This window comes from Segatella copri (genome assembly GCF_026015295.1).
In the GTDB taxonomy this organism is placed as follows: Bacteria; Bacteroidota; Bacteroidia; order Bacteroidales; family Bacteroidaceae; genus Prevotella; species Prevotella copri_C.
In genome coordinates this window covers 170,001-188,685 of record NZ_JAPDUW010000002.1, presented here as the reverse complement: position 1 = coordinate 188,685, position 18,685 = coordinate 170,001, and the positions used below count along the sequence as shown (strand labels likewise).

Sequence of the window (18,685 nt, the reverse complement as noted above, 5' to 3'; positions counted from 1 at the left end):
TTTACTTTTTCAATTTAGGATATACATCATAATGCCAACAAATGGTAGGGTGCTCCATATCATTGGTCATATTTAAAAACCAACCAGAGGAAAAAGGCTTGTATATAGAATGCACATCATTTATTGGTATTCTGTATTCTATAACTTCATCAAAACATTTTTGAGCAGCATCTACCTTTTCTTCATCACTTGAGTTTGACCTTATACGCCTATGGCATCTTGAAAAAGAATCAAACCATAGGGATTTCGCAGAAAAATTCATTGCCTTTTCCAACTCTGGTGTCATTAGCTGAACGGAATTGTAATACTGGATTGACCTGCAAAAACATAACCAATCGCCACAATATTTTTCAATTGAATCAGGTAAATTCAACACATCTATCTGTTGCAGATATTTTATAAAAGGAAAATCAATTACATCTTCTGGTATTTCTATAATATCATCTTGTATGGGCGTAAGGCTTTCATCACTAACATTCTGAAGTATTCCCTTATACTCATGAAGAAATGCATTTTTCTCCAAAGAAAAGGTTTGTCGATTAGTTACAGCATTTATTTTTGCTGTATGCAATTTTCCTAATAGTTCCCAAACAATCTGATCTGCCTTAGTTGGTCTGTTGTTTTGAATTAAAAACTTTTCATATAATGCGCCTAACGAATTGGGAACTTGCATTACTTCAACTTTTAGCAAAAACATTCTCAACTCCACTTTTCCTAACTTAAACATTTTTTCGACTATTGGAAAATACGAAACCGTATTTTTTACTTTTTGCAAAAAAGAAATGACTTCTTCTATGCCACATTTTCCCTGTTTCAAGCCTTTTATCTGTTCATAAAAGGAATTGGATAGAGTCTTGTTTGTATAGAGAATAAACCGATTACCATCTTTCAAGAAATCTACCTTGGAAGTGCTTATGGCATATAACGTAAGCCAATTGTCTAATGTTCCCCAAAAGTCAGAATCGGCATCTGTCATTTTAGCATTATCATCAACAGAGTTCTTTACTTGAATAAGCCATTTTGTTCCATCTGCACATAAAACAACAAAGTCATCCTCCGTTTCATACTTAATGACATCACCTCCTTTAATATCGAGTAAGAAAATTACAAAAGCCAAAAACTGAATATCAAACCCTAAAGCTTGCAAATCTGCTTTGTGGCGTTTTACAAATTCTTCTTTTGTTAATGGAACTCCCATAAGCTTTTTAATATATTATTCCACAGTTTCCCAAAAACTTCGTAAGCATCCAACCATATATCACCATTACAGCGTCCTCACTATTTTACTAGTAGTTACACCTATCAGTTTTTGAAAAAAGTTATTTTTGCTCCTCATTGCAGTATCGCTCTGCACTTGTCGTCGCTCGAATGAGGAATATTGATTTTATTCTACTTTTGACAGGATTACCTCTGGGGAGGTTCCCATCAGGATTATGGCGGAGTAATCCATATTAAGTGTAATCATACGATTGCCTTCTTTACTAACTGTTCGGAATTTCCGAACAGTTGCTGACAGCATCAATTTTCTGAAGACTTACCTATTTGTCATATTCTTCTAGAAAGCGTTTGATCATGGAAGTTACGGCTTGCGGAGACCGCTTGACATGAACTATCCCCATAATTACAATTTGCTCGCCATCTATCAAATAATAGACACGGTTTGGAGCTAACAACAAGTGGCGTATAACCATATCCTGACCAGATACCCACGAAGTGTAGCGAGCATCATATATGCCATGTGTGGAATATTGAGCCAGTTCATCTGTCTTTTCCAAGATATTATGGAGAACTTTTTGAGAGGTTAATAAGCCAAAATGTTCTTCCACATAGTCCATGACTTCATCTAACTGCGTCAAAGCCAAGTCAGACCAAACTACTTCCATCCTCTTTTTGCTTTGATAAAAGACTCAACTTGCGAATTTGGAATGCAGCGACCTGCTCTATTTTCCTTCAGAGCATATTCTGCAGCCGCAATCATCACCTCACGTGGTATCCCATGAATCGAATTAGTCGACTCACTTATATCAACATCGCCCAAAGAAGACTCAATTTTAGCTATCAAGGAATATTTATCCTCAATGCTTAAATTTCTGATTTCATCCCAATAAGGAATGGTTCTATCTTGTGATACATTACTTATCAACATAATACATTCTCCTTTATTTTAATCTTTGTCTGCAAATTTACGACTTTCTTTCGTAATCACCAAGGAATTAAGAGAAAAAATGCATTTATTAACCTATACTTGGCTTAGGGCTAAACATTACAATACACAAAATGATTCTGCTTCCTTACCGGTTCTGCGGCGATAGTCATCACGCATTCGCTTTTCCATTTGTGCTATGTATTCTGCCTTTCGCTCCCTAGATGCCCTGAAGCGACTTATAAAATCTGCTTTTTTTTCTTCTATGTTCATAACGTAATCTCCTTATTAATTATTGTATTGCTTCGACTCCCCTGTCCCCCTCTTGCGAAGAGGGGGTCCTTAACCCTATACCCAAGCCCTAAATCCCTACCATAGGGATTAGGGATGTAACCGCCCTACAAGTGCTATCTGTTCGAAAACCTACCCGTCCTTCCTTACCATTAAGGAAGGCTCCACCTCTCACCCCGGCCCTTTCTCCTCAGGAGAGAGGGAGGAAACCGCCCTACTCGGTGCTCGGAACCGCTACGCTATAAGGTTGGCGGACCATCAAAAGTCTTCGCCATATTGTGCGGGATGGGACCGCCTTACTTTAGCTTGCTGATTGGGGGTGCATGGGGACAGTATGCTGATTGAGCCCACCAGAATTGTTCCCCATTGCAGTATCGCTCTGCACTTGTCGTCGCTCGAATGAGGATGTTATCTTATAAATATTGTTGCACAATATTTGCTAGTTCATCAGCATAAGAGGATGTATCTTATCATTTGAAAGATAAAAGGATAACCATCAGACATCAACCGTTCCATTAGATTAACTTTTTGTAAACAGGTATTGCAACCTTATCCATTTCTTCTTTCGAAACCTTAACAACTCCGGGAGTTGCATCGAAATATTCTACAGGATAACGATACTTGCCATTTGGCATCAAAACCTTAGTTACACGGCGAAAGAGAGAGATACCCTCTTCTGTAACTATCTTTGTTATCGTCTTATCTATGATTTTTCCCATAATTTTTTATTTCAATATCGCCTGCAAAGATAAGGGTTTTCCATGAAACTTCAAGAATGTATACCAACGTTTCCATTTTTATGCAACAAGATCATTCTACAACTCAATCTTCTTCAACGACTTCGAGTAAATTTCTACTTATCGTAAGCGTTGCACCACTGATATACTTGATTTCGCTGCCGATGACGGCTTTCTTGCCATTATAGCTCTGTACGTATGCTTCCACACCTTTCATGCTGCCTGCTACCACTCGCACTTTGATTCCTTTCTTCAAAGGAACAGGGGCAGCAGTGACAGGTTCTTCATCATTCTCTACAAAATATCGATAGTTGGCAACAACCTGGTCGGGAATTTGATATATTTTCCTTTGACCTGGCATCGTCAGCATCTTATACACATCCGAACGGAAGCGGATTTTGTCAAGTTGTCTCGGAGAAACATTGCAAAAGATAAAGGTGGAAAGAAATAGCTTTTCTTTCACTTTTCGCTTATTGGAACGTTTGTCTATATAAACTACTTTTACCTTGGGAATCCAGTAATCAAACCAAACATGATTGTGATTAAGATTGATTCGTATAGAATCAGCTATTCTCGTTTCACAATTCACTCTCACTACAGCCACATACCATCCTGCATCAGCTGGTTTTTCAAGCCCTTCATTAGGCTTTTCCGGAACCTTTTTCTTAGCGTTTTCTTCACTTTTTGCCACGGCTTCGCCGTCGTCCCCTGCAATAGTGGACGTTACCTGTGAGTGTATATTTGTCTCTTTCATCATGCGAATCAAGTTCGTTTTTTGATGTCGTTCATCTGAATCTCTACATAAGAGACACAGAAACTCTTTGCAAATATAAGATAATTGTTGGAAACTAGCAAATTATGCGTGTTAAAAAAAATAATAAAAATGATAGGGACACCTTCGTCTCTACCAAAGAAACAAAGATGCCCCTATATATAGTAAGGTATCAGATAATGTGGGTATAAAAGGATTATAAAAAAATAAGTATTGATATTTAAAAACCAGAATATACTATCTTACTGAAATCTTCTGACCCTTAGCCTGAGCACAGGACTGGGTAGATGCCTTCACGATGTAAATGCCGGATGGAACACGGAGAATCATTCTCTGCTTATCAGGCAACTGATAACTGTGAACCATCTTGCCATCCAATGTAAATACCTGAACCCTGTCGAGTTTCTCACTACCCAGAGCAGAAACAACGATCATGCCTGCAGCTGGTGAGTAAACCTTCACCGGTGCACTCTGCTCTTCAGCCTCCATGCGGTCGATGCCGGTTGAGGTACGGGTCTGGGTGAGGAAGTATCTTCCGTGGTCACCCGCCTTCACCTTCACAGCCTCGCCATCATGAACTTCCGTAAAGCTTGCCGATGCAGCATCGTAGAGATAAACAGGAGCATCGAGCTTGTTCACACCCTTCAGGGTAAGTGAAACCTCTTCAGCCTGCTGGCTCACGATACCGAGTGGAATCCAGGACAACTCAGGAACAGCATTCACAGCCACCGCCTCGTTGCCGGCAACGGTATAAACCTGCGGAATATCCTTGAGGTTCTGATCATACAAGAGATCCACATCCTCCTGGTCATCATAGTCGGCAGAAGCCTCCGGACGCAAAGCAATGCGTGCCCTAGACGTCTGGCCGTTGGAATTCTCTGTCGTTGCTTCAATGCTCTTGACATAGTCAGATGCCATCAGCAGGCCAGGAGTAATGGTGCGGTCAACACACATCGTAGAAGTGAATCTTACTTCTCTAATAGCAGCGCCAGTATTCTTCTTAACAAAGAACGACTGGGTAGGCTGGATAGCGTAGTTTTTCTTATCCAATTCTTCATTGGAAATCGCCTTTACCTCACCATTCTCTACAATCCAAATAGCTTTCTGCAAACCAGTATTGGCCTCGAAGAACTTAGCCATCGAGATAGAACAGGTATATGGATTGGCAACGAGATAGAATCCGCTGGCGTTATCTGTTCCCAAGGCCTGGGTCTTCTCTGCGAATGTCTTCTCTTCATTACTGTAAGCTACGAGAAACTTGCCATGGCCAGCATCTTTCGCAACCCGAGTCTTGCTTGAAGAGTTCTCATTACCATTATAATCGAAGTACTGATATTCGGTATCAGCCTTTGGCAAACGGAGGAGCGCCTTTGTAGTCTTATCCTTCGGCAGGAGGGCATTACCCGCCTTGATAGAGAAACCACCGAAGGTTCCATCTGCGGCATAGCTCTCGTCTACCTTATTATATACGTGGCTCCAGTAGCCGAGATTCATATCAACATCACCTGGAGCTGCTCCATCCGGATAATGATATGCATTATGCTTATCATCAGGGGTGATTTCCTTCACATCACTCTTCATCCAAGCTCTCTGATAAACCGGATACTTGCTCCGGCTATATACATTCGTATCAAACGTGATATCCGTAAACGCCTTGGTTTCCTGTCGTCCATCCTTTGCTGGCACATACATATCACCGGCGTAGATATACTGCAGAGGCGAAGCCATGGTGTACCACTTATTTGGTTCCAGCTCTTTCTCTACCCAAGCCTTGTCATATATCAGATAGCACTGGTCGCGAAGCTCGCCCTGAGGTTTGAAGTAAATCTGATGACAGGTATTGCCATAGAACTTCTCACACTTCAGATTACCTGCTTCCAATCCCTTATCAGCAGCTGCTTCATCCCAGTAAGTCATAATATCATACTGGATATACTTCGTAGCCTCATTACCCTTGCCATTGGTCAGCTTGGTAGCAATCTTATTGGTGCTACGGTAAACGACATTACCGAGGTCAGGAAATGGCAAACCATTCAGATTGCCTATAGTTACCTTGGTAAACTTCATTGGCACATAGCTGTTCAGCGTAGGAATATCCTTTGCAGAAGTTGGCGTACCCGACATACTGCTTCCATAAGCCAGATAATCTGTATACTTATCATCATACAATTCTGTAGAAGATGAGCGATGCCAGTTATCATCATTATTCCAGTTGGCATTCATACCGCCATCTGCTGTTGGTGTCCAGGTTACGAACTCCGGTACAATCTTCAACTTGAGATAAGACTCGCCAGGGCAGTTAGTAGTTCCCTCAGAAGCTGTTCTCTGCTCGAAGGCAAATCTGAGCTCGTAGTAATATCCCTCATGGAAATTCTCTACGGCAGCATCAGAGAACTTGATATTGAGGGTAGCCTGAGTCGTTTTATCTATAGCCGGCAACTCTGTACTCTGCAATGTGGCAACCTGGGTATTCAGCATGGCAGTTGTCCATAACGGGTCATTCGTGTATGCTACCATTACCTTATCTGAAGTAATTGCAGAAGTGCCACTATCATCGACGAAGGTAAGTGGCGAAGTGATAGCATTTCCATCACCCATAGTAGCACTATGAAGAGGAATCTCCAGGAACCCTGTATTCTTCAACTTCTTCAGCTGTGGCAAACCGATGCGAAGCGATGCCTCATAATCAGAAGCCTTGAATGGATAATCCACATCGTTGAATCCGAAGTTAAGCTGCGGTCCATCCTTCATGACACGCAATTGGACGGGTGTTGCAGCAGAACACAACAGATAGGTCTTACCATTGATTTCGTATGGAATATAACCATCTGAATTCTCAGTTCCTTTTGGCAACATAAAGATTTTATGTGTTTCACCCAAAGGAAGCTTTTCCTTGCTGATAGTGATTGTGTTGCTGGCTGTTTCGTTCAGCTTGTTGGAAGCTACTGCAGGATCATTAATATACCAGAAGAACTCCACATTATCCAATGTTATCTTACCGCCACTATTAGGATCGGTTGTAGTCAACTGTCCCTTGATAGTAACCTCATAGTTGTCAGTTTTATCGCAAGGAATCTTATAATCCGTCACGATCTTACCATCTGTATCCGTAATGACTGGATGCTGGCTAATCATTTCAAACCAGTTACTGTATACCGAGCAGACTTCAGCAGGTGTGCCCCAATTAGCATTTCCCTTGACAGGATCTTCTGTAGATACAGATACATAATACTTCTTACCCGTAGTCAAAGAAAAGTCCTTATTGCTGATAACAATATAGGTTTCACCTTCACTATCTTGCTCAATCATATTAGTACCATCGATTTCAAAGTTCTTACAGGTTTCCTCTGAATCGTATACATCAACAGTACCATATTCTGTGCCAGGAACATTATTCTTTGTACCATTCTTTTTATCCGTTAAGGTGTATGAATAAAATCCATCGCCCGTTACAGGTTTTCCATCTTCACCCACAAATCTGAAATAGATCTTTGTATCTTTATGTCCCAAAATCGCATTCAAGGTCTCGTGGATAGCACGTATCTTCAGTTTGATGTTTCCTGTTGTAGCACCGTTACATACCGGCTTTTCCTGAATCACCTGAACCTTAGCCGGCGCAAGATACATACGGATATCATCTACGGCATAGTCGGCACCATCAGTATTGCTACAGTAATTATCAATCTCCAGTCGGAAATCTGAATACTGCTCTACATTTGACTCTTTTTGCAAAGTAATCTTACCATATACCTGGTACCAAGTTGCCGGTTTCAAGTCTTCTACATTAGTCTTAAAATCACCAGACGCAAAACTATGTATCAGGTGTTTTTCAACAATATCATCATTGACATTTCTTTTAACACCAAATAGTTTAAACATAATCTGTGGCTTAGTACCCTCGTTTTTAGTCATGTCAGCAACACCCGCTGTGAAGATAAGTTGCTGTCCTGTACAGAGATCTGCCGTGAAATCTGCAGCGGCGATTTTTCTACTTTCGTCTGATGCATCCACATAGAGGAAGTGGCCATACTGAGAACCATTGGTTATCTCATAAGTCTTATCATGTAACATTCCACTTTGCCACCAAAGATATCCATCTTTAAGTGACCCACCATTACCGGAAATACCATTAACATTGGCAGACTTATACAAGCAATAATCTCCATGAAGTGGAGAATGACCGATTTTATTCAAACCATTATAATTAGTAGCATCGTAGTCAATCAAATCACGATATACGAAACTATAAGCACGGCGATCCCATTTAGATGGTAAACGGTCCTGGTTGTTATCTGGAGTTGTAGGAGCTGCCAATGTTTGTTCTACATCATCATCATCAAATGTAATTGGCTTAGTAGCCATTTTATAATGCTCGTCAAGATAACTAATCAGTCTATTATTCAAACCTTCTTTAACTATCTCTTCTTTAGTCATCGGATGATTATTCATAAATCGAACATCAAAGTTGGCAATTGGACAACGGTGATTTTCATCATCCATAGCATATGCAACGATGTACACAGGATCTCCATAGGTAAATGTAAAAGTCTTATTAGCCCCACTTTTATATACAGACATCCAGCTTGTGTTAAGATTATTCATCTTCAAATCAAAGAAACGGTCGGTCTTGGTACCTAACCATAGACAATAGGTCTTGGTCTTATCATATGCCCACCATTCTATCTTAGTTGCATGGCATAATTTTGTTTTATCGAAGTTGGATTCTACGAGTTTGTCCTTTTCATCTACATAATATACTCGATTAGTGAAACCCGAAAAAGCTCCATCGTTCTCATATATACCATCAGCCAATGGATGGAAATAATATTTCTTTGCATCTGATAAATCCAGTCGAAGTGTCAAAGTAGAACTTGCATCCTTCATGCCAACAGTCAAATACTTTCCATCCTCATAAGTTCTATAACCTGCTCTTTGAGTATTTTTTCCAATAGCCGTATTCATAATATTGTCTGCTAACTGCTTGGCAGAACGGATATGGAAAATGTATCTGATAGAGAGCGTAGGCTCGTGTACCAGATAAGTTTTTGTTGCATCCAAACCATCAATATAACGGCTTATATCACAGGCAATATCTTCACCAGCCCATTCATCAGATGAAGCTCCTGCAGGTGCAGTATATGTAACACCAACATTCTTACTAACAGGGTCTTGAGGAATATTGAAAGCAAACAGGCCATAATCATTACTTCCCGATACAATATGATTCAGAAGAGTTGATGCTCCGGTCCCTGTAACTGGACTTAAATTATCATTAGCTTTATCTGTTTTAAAATCATACCATCTGAAATAACCTCGTGGCTCAAGTGGCGATCCCGATCCTATTCCATTTTCATATTTGTCGAATGGCAGCACTAACTCTACTTGCTCATTAGCATCTTTCACATAGACATAGTACTCCCATTCAGCAGTCTGCTGCATACCCTTTTCGTCAAATGCAGTATTAGCATGGTCTACATAATGATTGAAAGGCATGTTGTACTTTGTTTCCAACGTAATATTATACAATGCATCCAAAGTTGGCTCTTTCTCAACAACACCATATTTAGTAGTCAATTCAGAGACATTTTTGGAAATAACAAAAGATAATTTTATGTTATCCCAAGACTCACTACTAGGCAACACTAAGGTAACATCCAAGTCTTTTGCTTGAATTGAGGAACCTGTATTATTAAAGTAAATATAGTCAAAATCATTACGCTTCTGTATTTTTCCTGAAGAGACAGTAAGATTATCTACTTTGGAGTCATCTGTATGCTTTATAGTCCAACGTATATAGAAGTCCTTAATATCTTCTTTAGACGAAACTTCTAAAATCTTTTTTATTTCATCATATACAGAAGCACCACTGAAGATACATTTGTTTCCTTCTTTTAAAGCATAAGCAGATTTCACCAAAGTAGGATCAGTTGCCTTGGTGAAAGTTACAGCATCAACATCTCTCTGAGAATAAAGCTGATAAGTATATGTAACATCTGCCGTTGTCTTATCTGTTTCAAAATTATTCGTATTAGAAGCCTTTACGACAAACTTATAACCAGAGAGATTTACACCTGTAGTATTTATCTTTAACCTAAACAAATTATCGAATCCCCATTGATTTTTTTCTTTGTAAAAAAGAAAATAATTAACGGTCTTCTTGAAGCCACCACCATTAAAATCCGAGTATGCATCATTAGATTCCTGATTCCACAAACCGAGTTTAATATTACCTAGATCTACAATAGCATCAGACTTGTCAAGAAAATAAAACTCAATATAATTATATTTTGCCATATTATCACTACCAACAAAGATACTTTGCATATCAATAGATACGCGGTTTACATCGATCAAAAATACATTGTTCGTATAAATTTCACCAGCCCATATAGTATTTGGCAGCAATGCAAGCATTGCTACCAACATATATCTCATTACACTATTAAAAATCTTAGACTTAAACATAAGCTTCAATGTTTTTAATATAAGTATTATTGTTTTGTTCTGAAATAGTAACTCTGTCTCGTATATTTACGAGCAGCAAAGCTTCTCAAATCCTTGGTGAAAAGTATCTTGTATGTAAGATACTTGTCTGTTTTGCCCGGTACTGGGACTGTAACCTTATAGAGTGCCTGCTGCTTGTCGGCAGCATCATCATTAAAGGTTCCTTCGAAATAGCCGGTAATTGCATCCCATTTTGGAGGTATTTTAAACACCTTCTTGGCATTAGCTTCGGCAGCAGCTTCATCAGTCATACCATCTTCTTGGATTAACTCCCATGTTACTTGGGTATAGTCGATGGTGCCGGAAACCTCGGAGTCGTCACTTGCTTTTACAACCTTTGGCTGGATATGGAATTCCTCTTCCGGATAATAACAGGTATAGGAAAGAGTGGTTCCGTTATCTGTTATGGATGGATAGAGACCAATGGCAGAGAAGGACTGAACATCAAACTTCAACTTGTAATCATCTAATGAGATTGGCAGAATGTGATGGTCGTTTCGAGCTATCGTTGTCCAATCCTGGAACAGGGCGTAACGCTTGACTCCTGCTGATGTATTCAGGTTGATGATGAAATACTTGGAAGTATTGCCCGCTGCGCTTTCATTTACATAAAACGAAATCTCATTCTCTGGCTTATAAGTATCAATACTTGCCGGTATCGTCTTTGATGAAGACAGCTTATAAGTATAATTCTGCGTTGCAGCCTGCTCTGCCAGATTTGGAGTACATGTAACCTTATCTTTATCTGCACCAGATGATGCATCTGAATGCTTTGGCAGCAACATGATGTTTTCTGCATCTCCATTCTCACTACTGTTCTTTGTTATATCGCTGAGTGTAATATCTTTGATTTCCAAAGCAGTAGCACTTGGATTCTTAAACCGAAGTGTAACCTTTGCCAGCATTCTTACTACCCAAAGTTCAGTGATGCTTGGCTTACCAGAAGCATTTATCGTTACTTCCTGCTTATTGCTCATTGGAATGCCTTTGGTAGTAACATCGAAGCCATTACCATCCATCTTCCATTTCTTATCATCAAATTTGACGGTTGCATCTTTTGAGATGCCAAGTTCTGTTGCTGTTAGATTGGCGAAGGAATAAACCTGATAGGTAGCTTCTCCTTTAGGAAGATCCTTGATTGTGACTTCATCTTTAATGCGATTATTAGCCGATACATCCGTATTCTCTACAAAAGAAACAACCTTGTTGTCTTTCACAAAGGCTACTACCCAGCTCTTCATGTTTTCTGCATCTACGCCATCATTCCACAACGTAGCTCTGGTTCCTGAAGAAGGAGCTGTAGAAAGAGTCATGTGGACGGTAACCTTGTCGCCTGTGTTATCGCCTCCACTGCCTCCCTGTATAGGGTCAGCACTATCTGTGGAGCAAGCCGATAAAAAGGCTAGCACCATCAGAATCAATGCCGTATGTATCGTTTTCATCGTTTTCATTTTCTCTGAAAGTTTAATTTCAAACTATACTTTCTGTTTATCTATTTGTTTCGTTTTTACATTGTTGTCTCTTCGTGAGTATAGGTTGCCCATTTTCTCACGTTGAGGGTTACCTTCATTCCATCCGGTCCCTTACCGGTAATTCCATCGATACGAACTCGATAAATGTTATTGCGGACTATGCCGTAATGCATTATATCATTAGTTGTACCATTTCCCGTTGGGTCGCTATGGCGAATGACGTAGGTGTAAGCCTTATCTTTACCTTTCGATTCATGACCAGCTATTGGCTCTTTTTTTGCTGCATCCCAGTCTTCTGCCTCATAATACTTACCCTTAAAGACAAGACCTGTAGCATATTTCTCATTATTATCAAAAGAGGTGTTCTCTTTTACGTAATCGAGGATATAATAAGCCGTCTCCGGATTGTAGGGATTTTCAGCACTAGCCCTAGGATTGTTAGAATACGTATGAGTCTTTCCTGCATCACGAGTCTGATAAAAAGGATCATAAGAATCCTTTTCCCAATACTCATTTGTATTCTTAGGATATTTAAAAGTAGCCTCGCTCTTATTTAGAGAGGTAGGATCCACCACATAATTAGTATTCTGCTTATTTCCATCTTCTTTTTCCAGACCAAGATACGTCAAATTAGACAATGTATTATCCGTGGCAGTACGTCTAAAGACATATTCCTTAGAAGTTAATACATTATAAGGACGAACGTACTCAAGTACAAAGCCACCAATTACGTCAGAACCCTGAGTGACATTATAGCAATATTTGCAATGGTGGGTCTTATCATCTAACTTATAACGCTGCACATGAGGCATAATATCTATTCTTGCAGCCAAACGCTCTATCTCATGATTGATAAGGTAAGGGTCACTTTTTGTTCCACTACCAGACTTTATGGTTAAAGAGCTCTGTCCACGGGAAGACATAACGAATGTTGAAAAGCCGCTTAATTCTCCTTTTTTGGTAAAGGTAGCATCATCGGTGCGCTTAAAAACATCAGTAATCAACTGATCTCGCACTGCTGATAACTTACGACCACGATAATCTGACAAATCACCAACATTAGCGATGACCAGGAAACGAAGACTGGTATCTTTCAAAAACTTCGGATCAACTTCAACTGCTATAGTACGTTTGCCATCAGGAGTTACAGTTGGAAAATAGATTACATTATCTATAGTAACATCGCCATCTGTCAAATCTTCCTTCTCAGAATGGAAGAACAACATTGACATATTATTTACTGTTCGCTCATAAGTTTCGCCTTTATGATCGCCATTACCATCTTCTCCTCCAAAAGGTGTTGGTTCAAAAATATAATCTTCAGCTCTTGTTGTTTCTGATTCCTCACCAGCTACGTTTATTGAAACTGACAAAAACACCTTGCTATTGTCATTCTCAACAGGCAAATCGCTAGTAGTGTCGCTCGCACAGGATGCGAACGACATCACCAGCAAAAGGGTTAGCAATGAGAGGATTATCGTTTTCATCTTAAACATACACTATCTTTATTTTTATCGGCTTACCATGAAACCTGGTAGAACTTATTTTTCGAGTTCTTCGAACTGGATGCGCTTACTCCAACTCAGTACATTCACGCTGATGGTGATGTAGCAATACTTGAGCTTGCCACCCTGAATAAAGAACTGAAGTTTGTAATCGTAGGCACGGTCTAGGAATTCCTGTGCACTGTAACTGTACTCCTCGCTTGTACGAAGACGACTCAAGAGGTCTGGCAAGTCTACATTGACTACCGTATTTCCGGTCTCCTTACTCTTAATGAGGAGTCGGCCATCCTGGTTGTAATCTTCGTGCTTCAGAATGCGGGAAGTCATAAAGTCAGCATGGGCTATCTTGCCCTGCTCGTCCTCATCTACCGTATTCCATGTAGCATGAGGGGTATAAATGAGTTTACGGCTCTCATCGAGAGAGTTATCCCAAAGGATGCGGGCATTATGGTCTTCGATGGTCATCGTGTAGTCGTTGACATCCATATCCTGTGGAGAGTCAAGGTCACGAAGCGCCACATTGATCTTCTTGGTATCACGCACCAGAGGGATGGTTGCATAAGACGGTTTTGAGGATGATACCTCTACTGCCTCCAGCAGCTTACCATGCCAGAGGGTATCGAGAGGAAGGCTGTTGTTGACAACCTCATCATACTCTCCCCTATTTTCATGATCGAGATTCACTTCCAGTTTCTGCATCTTATCTGCTGTAGCCGATGGAGCGGTACGAACGAACTTGGCGCGGCCTGAAGTTAACTGGTCGGCGTATGCATTCTGTCCGGCAAGGGCAAGGAGCTGATATTTACCTGGCTGCAGGTTCTCGACGTGCATCACATAATTTGGGTCTTTGAGAGGCGATGATAGCGCAGAATTCGTCTCGGTCTGTTGGGTTATATAGTTTCCGTTCTCGTCGAATACATACAGCGTTACCTGTCCAACATGGTCGTTGAACATGTCGGCACGCTGGAGGTTATAATCATACTTAAACTTCACATATACACCATTAGGGCAGTCGCTGTAATCCTGGTGCCACATATCGTGACATGAGGTCGCGACGGTCAGGGTCATGGCAGCTGCCATGACACCCTTTAACCATTTATTTATCTTCTGCGCTATCATATCGCTAATCAATTATTGTTTTCTATATTTATCGTTTTATATTACTCACCGAGAGTTGCTCCCTGTGTACGCTTAGCCCATGAAAGGACGTTGATCTTGACAGAGATGTAAGCAGCCAATTCATCATCAGGATCACCAATAACCTCAGGAACAACTGGGGAACCAAGTTTCTTGATACCTGTCACGTCAATAGTATACCAGTTATTACGGAGTACACCATAACGACCAAGATAATTTTCTGCCTGCTTAGTGGATGGATATGCACCTAGACTTACAGTTGGTTCTGGAGTTTCCCCCTTCTTCCATGGAGTCAATTCGTCACCAAAATGCTTAATTCTTACAGGATAGTATGAAATACCATTCTCATAAGTAGCAACCTTGATTGCTTTCATAATGTTTGTAATATCTGTGGTCACAGTTGGGGCTGCACCAGAGGTATATTTAGCATCACCTGTAGCATTGACAGAAATGGTAGGTGCGTTATTACCTGCTGTACTAGCAACAGTAACATCCAAATCACCTTCATCAATTTTTTTACCATCCTTCAAGCCTGTATTAATCCATGCTTGTACGTCAGTATTGTTCAAGAATGCACTCTTAACAGCCTTCTTCATATTAACTTCATCAAGCAACTGACTCTCGTTGTCATTAACTACATAGAAAGTCTTACCATCATTTTTAAGCTGCGCAGCAATAATAACACGTGTAGTTACATCCTGATTCTGCTGAGGAACTGAGAAGGTATTTTCCAAACAGTAGTCATGTTCACCGAGATTATTCAAGGATGTAGGCGCAGTATTACCTATTGTATTGAAATGGTCAGATAGGGTGCTAGGCTTAACGTCGTAGTTAGGGTCTTTTGCCCAATATGTACGATACAACTGAACACTACTTTCCATAGGATTATCACCAACAAAACGATAAGGCTTTGTAGGAGTTGATGATGTAGTCTTCAAAGAAAGCCAATCTGAAAATTTTGAAGTATTTCTCAAATAATAGGTCTTCTTATTGGTATTATCCAATACCCAACCCTTAACAGTATATGGTACAGTTGGAGCATCATCCAAATTACCTGTAGGTTTTGAAGCAATAACATCTACCTTTGCCAATGCACGTTCTACATAAATAGTTGCAGAAGAATTAGCCTTAGCCAAAGCCTCTGTAGCATAAATATGATCCTTATCTATCTTTGAAGCAACAGAGACTGTAGCACCAGTTGGAGAAGTTTCTCCACCTTTAACACTTGACAAAGGAGCATTCATCATCAAGAAACCTGTTGTTCTAAAAGCAGAAGCATTCTTTGTTAACTCTAAGCTTTGCAAATCTGAAATTTTCTTAGTTGGAGGAAAATCTTCACCATTTACTTTCAAGGTAGCATTAGTTTCATCAACAGCAAGTGTTCCATTGTTATTCAATACAACAATAGCATAGAAACTTTTAGTATCAGAACTTAAACCATTATTGATTTTTTGGGTAATTTTGGTTGTGGTTGTAATATTATCATTTGTAGCTCCAACCAAGTTCATACTCAAATTCTTTAATACGTATGCTCCAGCAAATGTTGCATTAGCCTCATCAGCACCCTCAAACAGAAGCAAGGTACCATTTTTAACAGCATACTCGTCAGCAAGTCCATCATCAAAATTGTCGTTCTCAGCACGACTCATAGAACCACTACGTGTAGGCAAATTCAATGAAAGCGAAACATAGCCACTACCGCTCTGATTAGAACCTGTGCTGTTACCACCACCATTCAGATCATCGCTACTTGAACAAGAACCGAGCATCAGCCCTGCCAATGCAACGGAAAATAATAAAGTTTTCTTCATCTTATTCGTTATTATTGTTGTTATTAATATTTTATTTCTTTATTTATAACCGCTCTTAAAAATCTAATTATATTACATTATTATATATTTGGTTTACAATTCATCTAATACGTTATATTTGAGGTACTTTCTATATTTGTACTTAGAAAAAATATGCCTGGTTCAGGAGACTGTCCCAGGTCAGGGCAGTGCCCTGACTCTAAGGAACAGCTATATTATCCTAAACAGACAGTATGTATAACTTTATAGATTCTGTAAATTTTCTTTTGCAGAAGCAACACCAGCCTTGGCTGCCTGCTCCAGATAATAACGAGCTTGCTTCTCGTTGCCCTTCAGCATCTCATAGACACCTCGGGCATTCTGGGCATCGGCACAGGTTCCTGCCTTGTCGAGATATGATTTCGCACCATCTGCATCACCGGCATTCAAGCGGGTTATGGCTGCATTCAGATTCGCTGTCTCATTCTCCGGGAACATGCGGACAGCTACTTCCATCACATCATTAAACTCCTTGCTGCCTGGCTCGTAAGTCTGGGCTACCATGAACATCTCCTCCTGGCTCAACTGCTGTGGCTTGGTTTTGATGATCTCCTTTGCCTCTTCCACATCAAAAGGTTTCACCTTATAAGTAATGTGGTAGTCGGAATGGCGGAGGGCTGGATACCAGGTGTCGAGCATAAAGCGATACTCTGAAGGATACTGCTTCTTAATCTTCAACTCGCGGGCATCCGGATTCAGACTCTTATCGGCAATAATCGCCAGAATGGCATCCTTATGCTCCAGGTTGCTACCTTTAATATAAGCTATCAGACCATCCCAATCCTCTGGAGTAGAAGAAACCGTGAAGAGGTTGTTTGGCAACTTCACCATTCGGCGGACATATTCGGTCAGCGTCTTGGCACGGTTCTTTGCCAGATAATCATTATGGGTGTAAGGACTCTCCGGTGATGCATAACCATGAATATTGATGCCGCTCACTTCGAGATTCTTATCTTCCTTCAATGCATTGATGGTGCGGATGATGCTATCCAACTGTTCCGGATTACGGCGATAATCTGGATGCAACTCTATGCGGTCTACCGGGAAATCAATATAAGCACGCTTATCAAGATGACGGACCTTGATTGCCTCTACCTCCGGACGGACGAAAGAAGCTACAGGCTGGCGACGGCGAGAAACCGTGAAATCATTGCCATCCTGCAGATCACCACAACCGCAGAGGTCCTCGTGAATTTCGAGATCGTAGTTCCTTACCTTGGAAGACAGAGGAACTGATGCCAGATACTTCACGGTCTGCTGCTTCTTGTTGTCTCGCTTCACCACGAAAGCCTGAGGAGAAAGCTGCAACTGTTTCTTTCCAACCCCTCGGTCAAACATGATCTGCTGTCTTCTACCGTTGATAACAATCTCAGGCATCTTGAGCAACTCTCCCTTATGCTTGATCATCGGAGTATACACAAGCTGGTTGTTAGTAGGGAGATCCAGGGAATCAAGATTCAGATCCATCGCAACCGTAACCAGGTCATTATGATGAGACATCTGTACATTAGATACCTGAATCTTTTCAGCAGCCAATTTGAGACTCTTGCAATCCTGAGCTGCAAGAGGCATAGCCATCAAAAGAGAGCTGAATAATAATATGTAGTTCTTAAAATCTTTCATACTCATAGATTATGTTTAATGAGTTACAACATATAAATAAGAGAAATGGCTGCCTTGGTAGGACCCACGTAGTTGTCATGAGATGACTTCTCCTTCTCGCCACAGGCACCGCACTTGAACTTGTCGTACTGGATATAATCATATCCGAAACCTACAGAGGTTTCCAGGTTCCAGTGCTTGGAAAGAGGCCATTGATAACCAGCGGTCACACCACCACCTACATACCATCCTTCATAGCGATGGTCGCGTAGTGATTTGAATATGCCAAGGGGTAACTTCACTCCTCCTGCATTAAACTGTCCGCCCATGGCATGAACACCCAAGAACCAGCCATTGAAGCTCTGGCAGAACCAGTAACGGTATTCTGGTTGCAAAAGCCAATGACGAAGGCTTGACTGGTCGCCACCGGACTGTTTCCAAGGATTGAAGCCAAAGAATACCTGAGCGGTATGCTTCTTGCCTAAGGCAGTCTCGACACCGAGATTAGGAGTTGTTGTAGCCCAATATAAGAGGTTGGACTTGACTCCCGTGTTTTGCGCATAATTAGCTAGCGATACAAATATGAGTAACACTAAAGCTAAAATTAATCGTTTCACCATCAATTAAAAGAGTTTAGTTAAGTCTATTTTTTTTCGCTTTTACTATATAAAT

The 18,685-nt window shown here is 40.6% G+C and carries 13 protein-coding genes; all 13 read right to left on the bottom strand.

The window, feature by feature from the left end; translation table 11 throughout:
* Window position 1: 1 nt before the first annotated feature.
* Window positions 2–1,198, bottom strand: coding sequence for a hypothetical protein (locus ONT18_RS16935; RefSeq protein ID WP_264907211.1), 1,197 nt, complete (start codon window positions 1,196–1,198; stop codon window positions 2–4).
* A gap of 340 nt (window positions 1,199–1,538) precedes the next feature.
* A complete protein-coding gene (locus ONT18_RS16930; protein ID WP_006849551.1) occupies window positions 1,539–1,883 on the bottom strand; it encodes a type II toxin-antitoxin system RelE/ParE family toxin in 345 nt (114 codons plus the stop codon).
* Complete coding sequence (locus tag ONT18_RS16925) at window positions 1,874–2,146, bottom strand: hypothetical protein (RefSeq protein ID WP_006849550.1); 273 nt, start codon at window positions 2,144–2,146, stop codon at window positions 1,874–1,876. Before ONT18_RS16925 ends, ONT18_RS16930 begins: the two co-directional genes overlap by 10 nt.
* Before the next feature lie 117 nt (window positions 2,147–2,263).
* Window positions 2,264–2,416 (bottom strand): ABC transporter ATP-binding protein, encoded by a 153-nt coding sequence (locus ONT18_RS16920; RefSeq protein WP_264907207.1) that lies wholly within the window; start codon window positions 2,414–2,416, stop codon window positions 2,264–2,266.
* Window positions 2,417–2,949: 533 nt separating this feature from the next.
* The gene (locus ONT18_RS16915) at window positions 2,950–3,153 is read right to left on the bottom strand and encodes a hypothetical protein (protein ID WP_264907205.1); all 204 of its coding nucleotides are present in this window, start codon (window positions 3,151–3,153) and stop codon (window positions 2,950–2,952) included.
* Between the two features lie 103 nt (window positions 3,154–3,256).
* Window positions 3,257–3,928: a transcription termination/antitermination NusG family protein gene (locus ONT18_RS16910; RefSeq protein ID WP_153093407.1), complete on the bottom strand. Its 672-nt coding sequence runs from the start codon at window positions 3,926–3,928 to the stop codon at window positions 3,257–3,259.
* A gap of 252 nt (window positions 3,929–4,180) precedes the next feature.
* Window positions 4,181–10,237 (bottom strand): T9SS type A sorting domain-containing protein, encoded by a 6,057-nt coding sequence (locus ONT18_RS16905; protein WP_264907203.1) that lies wholly within the window; start codon window positions 10,235–10,237, stop codon window positions 4,181–4,183.
* A gap of 197 nt (window positions 10,238–10,434) precedes the next feature.
* Window positions 10,435–11,889 (bottom strand): fimbrial protein, encoded by a 1,455-nt coding sequence (locus tag ONT18_RS16900; protein WP_264907202.1) that lies wholly within the window; start codon window positions 11,887–11,889, stop codon window positions 10,435–10,437.
* Window positions 11,890–11,954: 65 nt separating this feature from the next.
* Complete coding sequence (locus tag ONT18_RS16895) at window positions 11,955–13,415, bottom strand: fimbria major subunit (protein WP_264907201.1); 1,461 nt, start codon at window positions 13,413–13,415, stop codon at window positions 11,955–11,957.
* A 45-nt stretch (window positions 13,416–13,460) separates the two neighbouring features.
* Complete coding sequence (locus ONT18_RS16890) at window positions 13,461–14,543, bottom strand: FimB/Mfa2 family fimbrial subunit (protein WP_264907199.1); 1,083 nt, start codon at window positions 14,541–14,543, stop codon at window positions 13,461–13,463.
* A gap of 41 nt (window positions 14,544–14,584) precedes the next feature.
* On the bottom strand, window positions 14,585–16,372 hold the full coding sequence (locus ONT18_RS16885; RefSeq protein ID WP_264907197.1) for an Mfa1 family fimbria major subunit: 1,788 nt from the start codon (window positions 16,370–16,372) through the stop codon (window positions 14,585–14,587).
* A gap of 243 nt (window positions 16,373–16,615) precedes the next feature.
* The gene (locus ONT18_RS16880) at window positions 16,616–18,034 is read right to left on the bottom strand and encodes a DUF3868 domain-containing protein (RefSeq protein ID WP_264907196.1); all 1,419 of its coding nucleotides are present in this window, start codon (window positions 18,032–18,034) and stop codon (window positions 16,616–16,618) included.
* Window positions 18,035–18,057: 23 nt separating this feature from the next.
* The gene (locus ONT18_RS16875) at window positions 18,058–18,630 is read right to left on the bottom strand and encodes a DUF3575 domain-containing protein (protein ID WP_437181579.1); all 573 of its coding nucleotides are present in this window, start codon (window positions 18,628–18,630) and stop codon (window positions 18,058–18,060) included.
* Window positions 18,631–18,685 lie beyond the last annotated feature (55 nt).

Excerpts from the sequence above, each read along its gene's own strand:
- ONT18_RS16905 (WP_264907203.1), bottom strand. The coding sequence starts at position 10,237 with ATGGCAAAATATAATTATATTGAGTTTTATTTTCTTGACAAGTCTGAT.
- ONT18_RS16885 (WP_264907197.1), bottom strand. The coding sequence starts at position 16,372 with ATGAAGAAAACTTTATTATTTTCCGTTGCATTGGCAGGGCTGATGCTC.
- ONT18_RS16910 (WP_153093407.1), bottom strand. The coding sequence starts at position 3,928 with ATGATGAAAGAGACAAATATACACTCACAGGTAACGTCCACTATTGCA.
- ONT18_RS16930 (WP_006849551.1), bottom strand. The coding sequence starts at position 1,883 with ATGGAAGTAGTTTGGTCTGACTTGGCTTTGACGCAGTTAGATGAAGTC.
- ONT18_RS16890 (WP_264907199.1), bottom strand. The coding sequence starts at position 14,543 with ATGATAGCGCAGAAGATAAATAAATGGTTAAAGGGTGTCATGGCAGCT.
- ONT18_RS16900 (WP_264907202.1), bottom strand. The coding sequence starts at position 11,889 with ATGAAAACGATACATACGGCATTGATTCTGATGGTGCTAGCCTTTTTA.
- ONT18_RS16925 (WP_006849550.1), bottom strand. The coding sequence starts at position 2,146 with ATGTTGATAAGTAATGTATCACAAGATAGAACCATTCCTTATTGGGAT.
- ONT18_RS16895 (WP_264907201.1), bottom strand. The coding sequence starts at position 13,415 with ATGTTTAAGATGAAAACGATAATCCTCTCATTGCTAACCCTTTTGCTG.
- ONT18_RS16915 (WP_264907205.1), bottom strand. The coding sequence starts at position 3,153 with ATGGGAAAAATCATAGATAAGACGATAACAAAGATAGTTACAGAAGAG.
- ONT18_RS16920 (WP_264907207.1), bottom strand. The coding sequence starts at position 2,416 with ATGAACATAGAAGAAAAAAAAGCAGATTTTATAAGTCGCTTCAGGGCA.
- ONT18_RS16880 (WP_264907196.1), bottom strand. The coding sequence starts at position 18,034 with ATGAAAGATTTTAAGAACTACATATTATTATTCAGCTCTCTTTTGATG.
- ONT18_RS16935 (WP_264907211.1), bottom strand. The coding sequence starts at position 1,198 with ATGGGAGTTCCATTAACAAAAGAAGAATTTGTAAAACGCCACAAAGCA.